Origin of the sequence: Mesorhizobium sp. (assembly GCF_004963255.1) — a bacterium.
Lineage (GTDB): Bacteria > Pseudomonadota > Alphaproteobacteria > Rhizobiales > Rhizobiaceae > Mesorhizobium.
On record NZ_SUGA01000001.1, the window covers coordinates 523,480 to 537,070 of the forward strand.

At 64.4% G+C, this 13,591-nt stretch carries 16 protein-coding genes; 4 read left to right on the forward strand and 12 right to left on the reverse strand.

The genetic code is table 11. The features are described from left to right. Nucleotides 1–3: 3 nt before the first annotated feature. Genes E5X34_RS02360 through E5X34_RS02390 form a run of 7 tightly spaced genes read right to left on the reverse strand, consistent with a single transcriptional unit; the run spans nt 4 to nt 7,884 of the window. Nucleotides 4–1,113 carry a glycosyltransferase gene (locus E5X34_RS02360; RefSeq protein ID WP_292560487.1) on the reverse strand — a complete coding sequence of 370 codons (1,110 nt, stop codon included), beginning with the start codon at nt 1,111–1,113 and terminating at the stop codon, nt 4–6. Beyond that, nucleotides 1,110–2,204: a glycosyltransferase gene (locus E5X34_RS02365; RefSeq protein WP_292560491.1), complete on the reverse strand. Its 1,095-nt coding sequence runs from the start codon at nt 2,202–2,204 to the stop codon at nt 1,110–1,112. Before E5X34_RS02365 ends, E5X34_RS02360 begins: the two co-directional genes overlap by 4 nt. Beyond that, nucleotides 2,201–3,331 carry a glycosyltransferase gene (locus E5X34_RS02370; RefSeq protein ID WP_292560493.1) on the reverse strand — a complete coding sequence of 377 codons (1,131 nt, stop codon included), beginning with the start codon at nt 3,329–3,331 and terminating at the stop codon, nt 2,201–2,203. Before E5X34_RS02370 ends, E5X34_RS02365 begins: the two co-directional genes overlap by 4 nt. Before the next feature lie 2 nt (nt 3,332–3,333). Next, nucleotides 3,334–4,434, reverse strand: coding sequence for a glycosyltransferase family 4 protein (locus tag E5X34_RS02375; protein WP_292560495.1), 1,101 nt, complete (start codon nt 4,432–4,434; stop codon nt 3,334–3,336). Continuing rightward, a complete protein-coding gene (locus tag E5X34_RS02380) occupies nt 4,419–5,711 on the reverse strand; it encodes a TIGR04295 family B12-binding domain-containing radical SAM protein (RefSeq protein ID WP_292560499.1) in 1,293 nt (430 codons plus the stop codon). The genes E5X34_RS02375 and E5X34_RS02380 overlap by 16 nt, the downstream gene beginning before the upstream one ends. Continuing rightward, the gene (locus tag E5X34_RS02385) at nt 5,708–6,781 is read right to left on the reverse strand and encodes an NAD-dependent epimerase/dehydratase family protein (RefSeq protein WP_292560502.1); all 1,074 of its coding nucleotides are present in this window, start codon (nt 6,779–6,781) and stop codon (nt 5,708–5,710) included. Before E5X34_RS02385 ends, E5X34_RS02380 begins: the two co-directional genes overlap by 4 nt. Further along, nucleotides 6,778–7,884, reverse strand: a complete 1,107-nt coding sequence (locus E5X34_RS02390; RefSeq protein ID WP_292560504.1) for an SDR family NAD(P)-dependent oxidoreductase — start codon at nt 7,882–7,884, stop codon at nt 6,778–6,780. Before E5X34_RS02390 ends, E5X34_RS02385 begins: the two co-directional genes overlap by 4 nt. Before the next feature lie 189 nt (nt 7,885–8,073). Here E5X34_RS02390 and E5X34_RS02395 point away from each other — a divergent pair, with 189 nt between their 5' ends. After that, on the forward strand, nt 8,074–8,346 hold the full coding sequence (locus E5X34_RS02395; protein WP_042647258.1) for a hypothetical protein: 273 nt from the start codon (nt 8,074–8,076) through the stop codon (nt 8,344–8,346). A 200-nt stretch (nt 8,347–8,546) separates the two neighbouring features. On the opposite strand, the gene E5X34_RS02400 is transcribed toward E5X34_RS02395, so the two are convergent. The 3 genes from E5X34_RS02400 to E5X34_RS02410 form a co-directional block, all read right to left on the reverse strand. Next, nucleotides 8,547–8,786 (reverse strand): hypothetical protein, encoded by a 240-nt coding sequence (locus E5X34_RS02400; protein ID WP_292560507.1) that lies wholly within the window; start codon nt 8,784–8,786, stop codon nt 8,547–8,549. Nucleotides 8,787–8,827: 41 nt separating this feature from the next. Beyond that, on the reverse strand, nt 8,828–10,006 hold the full coding sequence (locus E5X34_RS02405; protein WP_292560510.1) for a zinc-dependent alcohol dehydrogenase: 1,179 nt from the start codon (nt 10,004–10,006) through the stop codon (nt 8,828–8,830). A gap of 89 nt (nt 10,007–10,095) precedes the next feature. Then, nucleotides 10,096–10,881: an SDR family NAD(P)-dependent oxidoreductase gene (locus E5X34_RS02410; RefSeq protein WP_292560513.1), complete on the reverse strand. Its 786-nt coding sequence runs from the start codon at nt 10,879–10,881 to the stop codon at nt 10,096–10,098. 84 nt (nt 10,882–10,965) lie between these two features. Here E5X34_RS02410 and E5X34_RS02415 point away from each other — a divergent pair, with 84 nt between their 5' ends. Continuing rightward, nucleotides 10,966–11,235, forward strand: a complete 270-nt coding sequence (locus tag E5X34_RS02415) for a hypothetical protein (protein ID WP_292560518.1) — start codon at nt 10,966–10,968, stop codon at nt 11,233–11,235. Between the two features lie 244 nt (nt 11,236–11,479). On the opposite strand, the gene E5X34_RS02420 is transcribed toward E5X34_RS02415, so the two are convergent. After that, a complete protein-coding gene (locus tag E5X34_RS02420; protein WP_126062616.1) occupies nt 11,480–11,797 on the reverse strand; it encodes a hypothetical protein in 318 nt (105 codons plus the stop codon). 211 nt (nt 11,798–12,008) lie between these two features. On the opposite strand from E5X34_RS02420, the gene E5X34_RS02425 reads away from it, so the two are divergent. Both E5X34_RS02425 and E5X34_RS02430 read left to right on the forward strand, forming a co-directional pair. Next, nucleotides 12,009–12,503, forward strand: a complete 495-nt coding sequence (locus tag E5X34_RS02425) for a hypothetical protein (protein WP_292560521.1) — start codon at nt 12,009–12,011, stop codon at nt 12,501–12,503. A 298-nt stretch (nt 12,504–12,801) separates the two neighbouring features. Beyond that, the gene (locus tag E5X34_RS02430; protein ID WP_292560524.1) at nt 12,802–13,164 is read left to right on the forward strand and encodes a response regulator; all 363 of its coding nucleotides are present in this window, start codon (nt 12,802–12,804) and stop codon (nt 13,162–13,164) included. Between the two features lie 25 nt (nt 13,165–13,189). Here E5X34_RS02430 and E5X34_RS02435 read toward each other — a convergent pair whose 3' ends face one another. Beyond that, nucleotides 13,190–13,579, reverse strand: a complete 390-nt coding sequence (locus E5X34_RS02435; RefSeq protein WP_292560528.1) for a response regulator — start codon at nt 13,577–13,579, stop codon at nt 13,190–13,192. Nucleotides 13,580–13,591: the final 12 nt, after the last annotated feature.

Genomic DNA, 13,591 nt, shown 5'->3' on the forward strand with positions numbered 1-13,591 from the left:
CGCTCATGCCGCACTTTCGACGTCTAGATCGACCGCCGGACGCATTCCGACAGATGGCGTCAGCGCCGAGACGAATTCACGTGCCCTTGCCATGGCGGTATGTCTTGAAAGCACCGCCTCGCGCGCCAGCCTGGCCATGTCGAGCCTTGCCCGCTCGGATTTGGCGCTGAGGATTTCCTCGACATCTTCGGCATTGGCCGCCGTCTCGATCGCCGGTCCCGGGAAGAAATCGTCGAGCCCGGGCCAGCGGTCGCTTATGATGGGCGTGCCGCAGGCTGCGGCCTCGAAAAGCCGCACGCTGGGCGACCATCCAGCCGCGATCATCGACGTCCGCGTAAGGTTCAGCGTATAGCGCTGGCGGCTGTAGAAGGCGGCATGTGCAGAAGGCGGCAGGTGCTCGACCCGCTCGACATTGTCCGGCCAGGTGATGTCGGAGGGATATTGCGAGCCGGCGACAACGAAGCGGCGGTCGGGCAGGCGTCGCGCAGGCTCCAAAAGCAGCGCTTCCAATGAGGGCTGCCGGTCGGCGCTATAAGTGCCAAGATAGCCAAGGTCCCATTCGACGGCGTGTCTGGTGCGACGATGCCGCGTTGGATCGACGGAGCAGTAGAGCGCCTCCGCCCGGCGCGCGCCGAACTCGGACTCCAGCCGCTCCAGCGTCGGTCCGCCGGTGAAGGAGAAGTAGACGTCGAAATAGGGAATCTGCCTGCGGGCAAGATAGTCGCAATCGTCATCGGCAACCCGCGCCAGCGTCACCGGTGTGTCGATGTCGTAAAAGCAGAATTGCCCCGTGCAGAGCGACGCAAGATCGTCGATAATCACCCTGCCTTCCGGCACGAAGGAGCCTATCACCACTGCATCGGCGCGCTGCAACTCCTGCCGGTGGTTTCGGCGCAGCTCCGAGACTGTCTCATAGTAGCGCAAGTCGCAGAAATCGGGATCGCGCAGGTCCCGATGATGCGCGTACCAGGAGACATCGCGTTCGAGGAAGGTGACGCGATGGCCGAGATCGTTGAGCGCACGCAGCAATCCGCGGAAAGTCGTCGCATGGCCGTTGCCCCAGGACGAAGACAGGGAGAGCCCAAGGAAAACGATGTCGAGCGGTTTCGTCATTCCGCAGCCTCCATTGCGCGGCGCTCGAAATGCGCCTTGAAGATGTCGTCCACCAGCCGAGCCCTCAGCGTGTAGGTATGCTCGGCCCGAACGCGCCGCAGCGCTGCCGCGCCGATCGCCTTCGCCCGCTGTGGCGTCAGCGTGCGCATGATCTCGGCGACATCGGCGCCGTCGCGGGCGACCAGAATCTCTTCGCCGGGGGTCAGGAACAACTCGATGCCGAGCCAGGCGTCGGTCAGAAGGCACGCGCCGGCCCCCGCCGCCTCGAAGACACGGGTCGCGGGCGAAAACCCGTTGGCCGCCATGCTGTCCCGGCTGATGTTGAGCACGGCCTTCGGCGTGACGTTGAAGGCGTTGTGATCGCTGGTGCCGACATGCCCCAGCCATGAGACATTCGGGGGCAGGGACTTGTCGTCCCAGCCGGAGCCGCCAAGCAGGAAGCGCTGGCCGCCGAGCCTGCGGGCCGGGTCGAGGAAGAAGGCGTCGACGCGCGCCTCACGGTCGGGCAGCCGATTGCCGAGGAAGGCGAGGTCGCAGGCAAAGCGCGGATTTGCGGCGACGGGATGATGCGCCTCAGGGTCGAGCGCATTGTAGATCGGCACGCACTCCGCGGCGCCGAGCGCACGATAATCCCAGACGACCGGGTCGCCGCCGCCGTAAGTCAGCACGATGCCGATCCTCTTCAGTGCCTCATGCAACGGGTGGTCGGCGTCGTTGCGCAGCTCGCTCAGGGTCGCCGGCGCGTCGACATCCCAGAACACGGTCAGCGCGTCCGGGCGGGCGTTGTCGAGGACTGTCCGCAGCAGCGCATCGTCTTCGAAGCCGACGCCGCTTGCCTTGACCACGACGTCTGCCTGCGCGGCGCGCGAGGCGACCTGCATCAGCGCGTGCGCTGTCGGCTCGTAAACCACGACGCTGCACCAGTCCGGCGCCTCGATGTCGCGATGCTTCTGCCGGTCGTAGACGTCGGGCTCATAGAAGACGATGTCATAGCCGCGCTGCGACAGTGCCTTGAGCAGGCCGCGGTAATAGGTGGCGGCGCCGTTCCAGTAGGATGACAGGAGGCTCGATCCGTAAAAGGCAATTTTCATGCGGCCGCCTCCCTTGCAGGCTTGATTTCAGCCGCCGCGCGATTGCCGCATGCGGCGAGGATGTCGAACAGCTCGTCGGCGCGATGCCGGCATGTGTGCCGCGCAAGGATGGTCTCCAGGCCCGATGCGGCCAGCGCCTTTGCAAGCTCGCAATCGTTCAGCACGTCGTGCAGGTGCTTCCGCATCTCGGCGCCGTTTCGGGCGAAGAGGAAATCCGTTCCGGAGCGGAACAGGCCTTCGACATCCGACCATGGCGCAGACACAAGCGGAATGCCGCAGGCCAGAGCCTCGAACATGCGAATGGTGGGAATGCCCGGCAGGCTCTCCCGGTAGGGCCGGCGTGGGATGTGCATGGTGACGCGATGCCGGGCGAAGGCCTTCGGCACGTCGGCATTGGCGATCCAGCCTTCGTAGCGCAGGCCAGTATCCGCGAGGGCCGTCAGCGCCTCGGGCGGATAGCGCACGCCGTGCACGGTTCCCGACAGCGCGAGGGCGTGCGCAGGCTCGATCAGGAACTCGGCGATCTCGGCGCTGCGTTCGTCGTCGCCCCAATTGCCGATCCACACGACATCGGAATCACGGTCGATCTCGGGCAGCGGCTTGAACAGCCGGTCATCCGCCGCCTCATGCCAGGTGAAGACCCGTCTGCCCCAGCCGGCACGAAGATAGCTCTCCCGCAGCACTTCGCCGAAGACCAGAACCCCGTCATAATGCTCGAGCTGAAGCGCAGCGATCGCCTGCGTCGCCGATACGGCGCGGTGATGGGTGTCATGGAACAGCAGCGTGAAATCGCCACCCCGGCCCCGGATGCGGCCGATGCGAGCGACGAGCTCAGGGTCGGTCCATTCATGAACGATGACGATATCTGCGCCGGCGAGCCAGGACTCATGCTGGAAACCCGCGTCGTAGGTCACCGCCATCAATTCCGGAAAATCCTTGCGAAAGCGCTCGACGGCGAAGGGGCCTTGCTCGGCGATCAGGTTTGATCGGCTCCAGCCGTCGGCGGGCTCCAGCGCGATCACCTCATGGCCGCGCGCCACAAGCTCGCGCATGATGCCGCGCTGGAAATGCGCGTTGCCGTGGTTCCAGTCGGAAACCGCCGAATGGGTGTAGAACAGAAAACGCATGGTCAACGCCCCGCTGCGGTCAGCGCCGCCCGATTGTAGATGTCGCGCATCATCCTCACCTGCTTGCCCAGCGAGAATTTGCGTGCCTGCCGCGCGGCGCGTCTGCCGAGCTTGCGCCGCAAGCTTTCGTCACGGGACAGGCTCTCGATGCAGCCGGCCAGCGCATGTGGATCACGCGGGTTGAAGAACATGGCCGCGCCGTCCCAGATCTCGCGGTAGGTCGCGATATCGGCAAGCACCAGCGGCGTGGCCGAGAGCGCGGCTTCCAACGCGGCCAGCCCGAAAGGCTCGTAGATGGAGGTCGAAACGAAGATGCCGGCTCGCCTCATCAGCCGGCGGACTTTGCCGTGATCCATCGGCCCGAGCGAGACGCAGTTGTCGAGACGGGCGCGCTGTCCGTCGGGGCCGGCGAGCGGACCGGCGGCCTGAACGGGCCAGGCGCAGAGCGCGGCGGCGGCGTCGAGCGATGCCGCATCCTTGCCTTCGTCCCACCAGCGCGCGGCGGCGAAGACGAAAGGCTCGCGGCGTCCCGGCCTCGGACCGGGCAGGGCGCCATTGTGGACGACGCCCAACCCTGCGATCGCGCCGTAGCAGGCTTGGAGCATCTCGGCATGGCTTCGGCTCGGAGCGACAATGGTGTCGGCGCGATCGAATCCGGCCCTGTTGCGATCTCGCTGCCAGGACCAGGCGTCCGCCGGCGCCTGCCCACGCACCGCGTGCAGCCAGGTGGCCACGCATGAATGCGAGACCGCGACGATGGGACATGTCAGATCAAGTCCGGCGGCTTGCGCCGGCGCATTGAGATGGACGAGATCGATCGCGTAGGTCTTGGCAAGGCTTCGCAATTCGCCCGGCAAGCGGTCGAGATCTTTTTCATCGCGCGTCATCCAGTCCGGCGGGCTTTTCAGCCAAACCAGCGTGGCGAAAGACTGCGCCTCACGCGCCTGCTCCGGAGAAGGCTCCGGCCCCAGCCCGGCAAGCACGATGCTGTCGCCGCCGGCCGCCAGCTCGCGAGCCAGGTCGAGCGAGTAGCGCCACACCCCGCCGACGGCGTCGGTCGTCATCAGGATGCGCCGCGGACGATGGATCAGTGATTGCAGCATGAGGACTCCAACTCAGCCAGCGCATGCGGGCGCTGGTCCTGGATGTCGCTGAAGGAGCGGAAGGAGGCGAGGTAGTGCTCATGCGCGCGCTCCCAGGCGAGGTCGTCGGGTTCGCCCCAGAGTTCGCGATAGCTGGGCGAGCTCGGATAGGGGTAGAGCGGCACGGGCTCGTTCGCCCAGACGCCATGATCGATGAGGTGCTTGCGCCAATAATCCACCAGCGCCGGGTCGTCCTCGACCACGCCGATCAGATTGGCCTGGACGAAAGGCACGTTGCGGCGGGCGTCGATAAGAAGCGCTGCGAGGTCCTCAGTGTCGAGGCGGCATCGCTTGGCAAGCATCGCGCGGCCCTCGACGGTCAGGCTTTCAAGGCCTGCTTCGATCGAGACGCAGCCTGCCGCGCCGAGCAGCTCGAGCAGTTCCGGCTTCCACAGGTCGATGCGCGTCTGGACGCCGAATTGAACGTCGCGATCGACCAGCGCCTCCAGCAGCGCTTTCTGCGGCAGGAAGATCTCGTCGATGAAATAGATGTAGCCGACGCCTTGCGCTATCAGCTCGTCGATCTCGGCGACAATGGCATCGTGCTTCCTGCGTCGATAGGCATCGCGAAAATCGATCTTGGCGCAGAAGCTGCAATTGTAGGGACAGCCGCGCGAGGCCTCCACCTCGGCGCCGGCGCCCTTCTGGACGGTATCGAACCTATGGTGGTGGTGGCCATGCGCCGCGATCCAGTCGGATGGCCAGGTGAGCGCCGGATGATCGACGAACGGACTGGCATGCACGCCGCCGTTGCAGGCCAGACGCTCGCCCTGGAGACGGGCCGCATGCGCGACCTTGCTCCAGTCGCTTTGCCGCGCGAGCTCAGCCACGACCTCCTCGCATTCGCCGCGCACGACCACATCGACGCCGAGCTTGCGCAAGGTCGGCGCCGGCGTCGCCGAGCCATGCGGTCCGACCGCCACCGTTCGGCCGCCGCGCCCGGCGAGATGGTTGAGGAATTCTCCGGGAACACGCAGTTCCGGCGGCGCGCAGCGCCAGAACAGATAGGTCGGCGCGGTGGTCACGACGGTCATGTCTGGCGCGAATGCCGCCACGCGCTCGGCAAGGGCTGCGTTGTCGAGCCCCTGCAGCAAGCCGTCCAGCATCAGCACATCGTGGCCATCGGCTTCCAGCATTGCCTTCGAATAGCCGAGCTCCAGCGGCAGATGCGGCTGGCGGCAGCCGAAATAGATGCTGTGTTCATACGTCCAGAACGGATTGACCAGGGCGACTTTCATGCGACGTACCTCGTGGCTTCGGGGTGCGATTGGAGCCGATGCCGCAGCAGCCAGCTGGCGAGATCGCAGACGCCTTCGCGCCATGGGACATGCGCCTGCCAGCCGATCGCGGCCTGCAGCTTGCGCGTGTCGGCGACGAAGTAGGGTTGATCGCCGGTTCGCTCGTGGTCGTGGCGGATCGTGATGTCGCTGCCGGTCATGTCGGCGATTTCCGCCAGCAGCACGCGCAGGCTGACCGCATTGCGCGGGCCGCCGCCCAGATTGAACGCCTGGCCCTTGAGCTCCTCGATCCTGGCCAACAGGCCGCGATAGGCGGCAACCGCATCTGACACATGCAGGATGTCGCGCACCTGCCGGCCGTCGCCGTAAATGGTGATCGGCCGGGCGGACAGCGCGCTGAGAAGAAAATGCGCGACCCAGCCCTGGTCCTCGGTGCCGAACTGGCGCGGCCCGTAGATGCAGCTCATACGCAGCACCGCCGTCGGCAAGCCGTAGGACTTGGAATAGTCGAGCACATACTGGTCAGCCGCGCCCTTCGAGCAGCCATAGGGCGTGCAGAAATCAAGGCCGACCTTCTCAGCGACGCCGCTCGTACGCACCTCCTCGTCGAACGGTTCATAGTGATCGTCGGCTTGCCGCACCGCGATCTGGGGCAGGCTGCCATAGACCTTGTTGGTACTGGCGAAGACCACGGGAGCTCCGGTGCCGCGGGCCACTTCCAGCACGTTGAACGTCCCCTTAAGGTTGATGTCGAAGTCTTCAGCAGGATCGCTCAGGCTGGTCGTCACGGCTGTTTGAGCGGCCAGATGGAAAATCGCTTTGGCCGGCGCCAGTGCGGTGGCCAACGCGCTCAGATCGCGAATGTCGACGATTTCGGCGATCAGCCGCTCGCCATGCTTTTGCGCCAGCCAATCGAGATTCTGCTCGACGCCTGGACGGCTGAGATTGTCGACGACCAGCACTGTTTCCCCGTCGGACAGCAGGCTGTCGGCGAGATTGGAGCCGATGAAGCCGCTGCCGCCGATAACGGCCACGGGCGCCTGTCGGGCGTGGCGGTGCGTCTGGGTCATGAGACCAATCCTCGCTCTTCCAGTTCGCGCCGCATGTCGGCGCCCCGGTCGATGACGACGCTGTTGCGAACCCAGGCGGCGAATTCGCCGAGCGAATTTTCCAGACGATGCTTGGGCTCGAAGCCGAGCAGCTCGCGCGCTTTGGCAATGTCGGCGAAGCAATTGCGGATATCGCCGGAGCGCGCCTTGCCGAGGATTTCGGGCGGGCGCTTGGGAATGCCCATCGCCTTGGCAAGCAGGCGGGCCACGTCGCTAATCGAATAGGCGTGGCCACTGCCGATGTTGATGGCATGGCCGGCAGCCTGGCGCTGTTCCAACGCCAGCCGGAACGCGGTGGCGACGTCGCGCACATGCACGAAGTCGCGCTTCTGCTCGCCGTCCTCGAAGATCGTCGGCCGCTTGCCGTTGGCGAGACGCGAGGCGAAGTTGGCGAGAACGCCGGTATAGGGATTGGAGAGCGCCTGTCCGGCGCCGAAGACGTTGAAGAGGCGCAACGCCACGGTGTCGATGCCATAGGCCTGGCCGAAGATCAGCACCGCGCGCTCTTGCGCGTATTTGGTCAGTGCGTAGATCGAGGCGAGATCGGGCCGTTTCTCCTCGTCGGTGGGAATCGGCGACAGGGCTTCGCCCGATGCCGATCTGAGATCCCACAGGCCGTCCTTGATGTCAGCGGGCTTGCGGCGCGCATTGTCGATCCGCTCGCCGTCCGCAGTTCGGTAAAGGCCTTCGCCATAGATGCTCATGGAGGATGCCACGACGATCCGTTCGACCGGCTTCTTGATCAGTGCCTCGAGCAGCACCGCCGTGCCGAGATCGTTGGTGCCGACATAGCGGGCGATCTCGTACATCGACTGGCCGACGCCGACCTCGGCCGCCAGGTGGATGACCGCGTCGACATCAGCAACCGCCTCGGCGACCGCATCGCGATCGCGCACGTCGCCTTTGATCAGCTCGGCTCCGGTGGGAAGGTTGATGGCTTCGGCGCCGTGCACCTGGTCGACAAGCGCATCGAGCAGGCGCACGCGATAGCCATGGTCGGCGAGCTCCTGGGCGACGTGGCGGCCGATGAAGCCGCAACCTCCCGTAACCAATACTCGTTTCACGATGACTCCCTTGCGGATTTTGCTTCGGCGCCCCGAACTGCGCGCTAAAAGGTTTGTTCCCTGCATCAACAAAGTTCCCGCCGCGGGAGCTCACGCAGCTCGGACAAGGGCTGTGCAACCTGCTGGAACATTGCCCTTTGGCTGCTGTTAGGACCGCTCACCAATCCCCGCTGCGAGAAAGGGAAATCCATGTCCGAGGCCAAGACCACCACCAATCACGACGAGATCCGGAAATGGGTGGAAGAACGCGATGGCCAGCCGGCCGTCGTTCGCACGAAAGGCAAGGGCGGCATTCTGCGCATCGATTTCGGCGAGCCCGAAGACACGCTGGAACCGATCGAGTGGGACGAATTCTTCCGCATTTTCGACGAGAACGACCTCGCCTTCCTGCATCAGGATGAAGCCGGCGGCGGCGGAACGAGCCGCTTCAACAAATTCGTCGAGCGCAGCCAGAAGGACTAGAGCAATTCCAGGAAAAGTGTGGAGCGGTTTTCCGTCCGGAATTGCGTAAAAACAAACACTTAGAGCGGTTCGGCGATTCCGTGAAACGCTGAACCCCTCTAGTGGGTCGAGAAGCTGGCGTCATGGCGCCGTTGGAGGGAGAGGAGGCCCTGCAACGGCGCCGCGGCAGGCGGTCAGGCTGCCGCATTTGTTCGTGCCGCTTAATCGAGCGGCTTGTCCGTCGGCCTGGGTGTCGGCCCGGTCTGGCGCCGTCGGCCGGCGTTGCGGTTTGCAACAGGATTGTCGAGCGGCGAGGTCGGGGGCTCCCGTGCGCCTGAGGTCTTCGGGGCCGTCGGCGCCGCGCCCGCATCGCGGTCCTGCCCATCGCGATGCGGATGCGGAAGCCCCCCGGGATCGGGCGACTTCACCGCGGGCTTGGACAGGTCTTTCGGTTCAGCCATTTTCGAATCCTTCCTCGTTCAGCCGTTCGCTATCCGCGCGATCAGCCGTGCGGGCGCATCACCACTTTGATGCAGCCGTCCTGCTTGTCGCGGAATGTCTTGTAGAGATCCGGTCCTTCCTCCAGGCCGGCGCGATGGGTGATGACGAAGGACGGGTCGATCTCGCCGCTCTCGACCTTACGCAACAGCGGCTCGAGGTAGCGGTGGGTGTGGGTCTGGCCCATGCGGAAGGTCAGCCCCTTGTTCATCGCCGCGCCGAACGGAATGTGATCCACGAGGCCGATATAGACGCCGGGCACCGAGATCGTGCCGCCCTTGCGGCAGCAATAGATCGCCTCGCGCAGCACATGCGGTCGGTCGGTGCCGAGATAGACGGTGGCCTTGGCCTTATCGAGCATGGAATCGGACGTTGCGGTGGCGTCGGCTTCGGTGCCGACGCAGTCTATGCAACTGTCAGGGCCGCGACCGTCGGTCATGGCCATGAGAGCATCGTAAATATCGGAATTGCTGAAATCGAGGGTCTCGGCCTTGCCGAAGTCGCGCGCCATGGCGAGCCGTTCCGGTACCTTGTCGATGGCGATGACGCGGCCGGCGCCGAGCATCCAGGCGCTCTGGATGGCGAACTGCCCGACCGGCCCGCAGCCCCAGATGGCGACAGTGTCGCCTTCCTGGATACCGGCGTTCTCGGCCGCCATGTAGCCGGTGGGAAAGATATCGGACAGGAACAGCACCTGCTCGTCATCCATGCCGTCGGGCACCTTGATCGGGCCGACATCGGCAAAGGGCACGCGCAGATACTCGGCCTGTCCTCCCCAATAGCCGCCGACCAGATGCGAATAGCCGAACAGGCCCGCGGGCGACTGGCCCATCACTTTGGCGGCCTGCTCGGCATTGGGGTTAGACCGGTCGCAGAGCGAGAACAGGCCGTTCTGGCAGAACCAGCATTCGCCGCAGGAGATGTTGAAGGGAACGACGACGCGATCGCCCTTCTTGAACTTCGTGTGAGCGCGGCCGACTTCCACCACTTCGCCCATGGTCTCGTGGCCCAGCACGTCGCCCGATTTCATCGTCGGCATGTAGCCGTCCATCAGATGCAGGTCTGAGCCGCATATGGCGCAGCACGTGACCTTGATGATGATGTCGCGATCGTTCTCGATCGCCGGGTCGGCGACCTGGTCGCAACGAATGTCGCCTTTGCCATGCCAGGTCAGGGCTTTCATTGGGTTGTTCCTTTGGGTTGTCGATGCTTAGCGGGCTACGGGCCGAACTGGCGCTGGGCGGGAATGTTCCCGGATCAGTGCCCGCGTTTTCAGCCATTCTTCGCCGAACCTGGTTCGGCCATGTTGCGGTGCTGTTCGGCCAGCGTGCCGGCGGGTGTGACATGGGCGGCGGCGACCTGCATCTTGTTCTTCCAGCCGCTGACCACTTGCTCCTCGCCGGCCATCAAGGCGTCGTAGCCGTCCCTGGCCACATCGGCGGGATTGTCCTTCTCTTGCACCCCGATTTCCGTATCCATCATGTCGGCGCGCTCGAAGAAGCGCGTCTGCGTGGCGCCCGGCATCAGCACGGTGACGCTCACGCCGCTGTCCTTCAGCTCGTGACGCAGCGCGATGGCGAAGGAATCGATGAAGGCCTTGGTGCCGTTGTAGACCGCCTGGAATGTGGCTGGCGTGAAGCCGGCGATCGAGCCTGTGAACAGGATCCGGCCGCGACCACGTCCGACCATCTTGCGGCCGAGCCGATGGGCCAAATAGACCGTGCCGGTGATGTTGGTGTCGATGACGCGGCGTGCCTCGTTCCAATCCTGGTCGACAAAGCCCCGGCCCAGGCCGCGCCCCGCGTTGAGGAACAGGAGATCGATGTCGCGGTCGCCGATCTCGGCGATCAATTTGTCGGCGCCGTTCTCGCGTGCAAGGTCGGCCTCCATCGCATCGACCGAGACGCCGTGCGATCGGAGCGCCTCCGCGGCCTGCTCGATGGCCGGCTCATCGGCGACGATGACCAGATCGTAGCCGTCGTTGGCGCAGAGTTTCGCGAGCTCCCTGCCGATGCCGCTCGATGCACCGGTGACGACCGCCAGTTTCCCGTTTCCCATTCGATCCTCCTGAGTGGTTCGGCCGAACATCCGGTTGGACCGAATGTTCCTTGGGATCGGAGGATTCCGCACGATGAAACTGCAATGCCTTCGGCCGAGGGAACCGCGTGGGCGCTTCGGCTGTTGGATCGGCAAGGAGCAATCGCCATGGGACTCTTTTCCGACCTGAACAAGAAGCTGACCGAAAACCTCTATGCCCATGGCAGCTATCTGAGCGATCCGAGCGCCGACCTGCCGCGGCGGGTGGAGGAAACGGTCGATCTGCTGATGCCCTTTGTGAAGCCTGAAGCGCGGGAAACGGTGAAGCTGCAGATTCTCGGCATCGTCCACGAACATATCTTCGACGAGGAGTGACTCCGGCGATCGCTCGATCCACCGGAGACATAACCGTCAGCATGCTTGGTCATTCCGAACGGCGGGATCCGCGCTGCTTCTCGGCGTCGCGCAGCAGCCGCACAATGGCGTCCACTGGAGAGGGGTCGGTCGCAGGCTGTGCTTTCCAGCGCCACAGATGGCGAAACAAACTTCTCAAGCTCGGCATCGCAATAACCTCCTTGCGCTATCAAACCTGGGACGGCGAATGATGTTCCTTCCCTTCCTAGCGGAGGGCCGCGGCGAACAGAAAGGCGACCGCGGCCAGAACAACCAGCGCCACGATGACCAGGACCGGCCCATTCCTGCGCGGCTCAAGGTCTGGCGCGTTCTCCGGCGGTCGCATCGCGTTGGCAAAGCTCGCCTGGTTGGTGAAGTTCGGTTTGCGCGGCTCGGCCGGTGCGGCGGACGTCGAGACAGCACCGGCTTCGGCGTCTGCTTCCTGCGGTGCCGCCGCCGGGTCGAATCCGGGTGTCTTGTCCTGCGTCCTGCCGGCCTGGATTTCGCCGCGGGCCTCGGCCGGTGTGCGTGGGTTGGGTGACATTCGGCGCCTCCTTTGTTCCCAAACCTTCATCCGGCCCCGCTGTTCCAACCGGCCCTCAAGCGAGGAATGAGTTGCCGGCGAGCTCAGCGCATTCATCACGGGCATAACAGGAGCGTCAGGCCCGGTTTTCGGAAATTGGATTCCTGAGCTCGGACGGAACTTTCGGACCAGCGGAGCTTTTTATCCTCGATACCAGGACAGAGAGGCAGCAATGCAAGTTCTCGACACAGCGATACATGCAAGTCCCAAAGGCGCCACGGTAGAGTTTCTTGGTGAGGGTGGGGAAAGCATCGCTGTCACCATGGTCGTGTCCGATCCGTTGCTCGGCGACTCCGGGCTTATCGATCGCGCCAGAGAGATGATGCTTCAATGCGCCGCTTTCGGCGGCCCCTCAGAACAAGACGGACCGGACGGGAAGGTGAACGCAGGCCGGCCCGGCGCCGAGCGGCCAAGCGATACGAACCAGGGTTCGTACACATTCGAATATCGCGAGGGTGGCAGTGTAAGGCGGCTCGATGGCGTCGAATTGCCCGACCTCGAAGCTGTTCGGCATGAAGCGCTGCGCTCGGCGATCGATCTGCTCGACGATGCGGCCGAACCCCTTCAGGACGGCTGGGCGGTTCGGGTTCGTGGCGGCGACGGCGCTGTCGTCGTGTCCGTCGATTTCGAAGAAGCAAGGCAGGAAAGGGCAACCGCCGCAATGTGAGGGAGGCGGCATCTGTGAAAGGTTAATATGATGCGTTCCCTCATGTCACTGCATGCGCTTGCGAGTTCACGAGGCGACGGGCTGAGGCCCGAATTCCTTCGCCTGCTTGATGCGCGCGCGGCCCTGTCCCACCCCGACGTGATCGAACTTCACCGGGAGACGGGTTTGAACCAGGCCGGTCCAAATCCTGTTGGGGAGCTCGAAACCGCTCCGAAGCAAAGCGTGGTGCGTTTCCCTGGCCGGCGGAGTACGATCGGCCGTGCGTCCGGAAGGGATGCGCCCGTCAGAGGAGGTCGCCATGGCAGCGCCCTTGGCACTGATCATTGAAGACGAGTATCTGATCGCGTCGGACGTGGCGAATGGCCTGAAGGAGCGCGGCTTCGAGGTGGCCTGCGTGGCGTCCGAGCGGGCAGCCGCGGCCTGGCTGGACGATCACCAGCCGGACCTTGCCATCATCGATATCCAACTCCTTGACGGCCAGCGCGGCGCCGCCGCAGCCCGCCTCAAGGAGGCGGGCGTGCCTTTCGTCGTCCATTCAGGCTACGATCCAGAGTTCCAGTCGCCGATCTTTCACGGCGCGCCCTATTTGCCTAAGCCGGCGCCGATCCGGCATCTGGTCGAACTGGCTAGCCAGTTGGTAGGCGGTCGCGCCGAGCCATAGATGAGCCCAATTCAACAAAGCCCATTCAGCCTGGCGCGGCGTCACCGTTACGGAATCGCGACACCGCCTCGATAAGCAGGCCGTAGTCGACCGGCTTGGTCAGCTTCGGCGTGTCGCGAAAGCTGTCGGGAAAAACGGTGACGCTGTCATAGCCGGTGAGGAAAATGAAAGGGACACCGCCGCGTGCCAGATGCTCGGCTAGAGGGAAGCTTCGCTCGCCACGAAGATTCACATCCAATACGGCGCCATCCAGCTCGATGCCGTCGATTGCACCCATCGCCTGCTGAACCGTGGGCGCCGGTCCCACCACTGTGCATCCGGCACCGGTCAGCTGGTCGGCGATGTCTTGCGCAAGCATAAACACGTCCTCGACCACGAGGACATTAAGGCCAGACAAAAGTGTATTTGTGTTCATTCCCGGCACCCG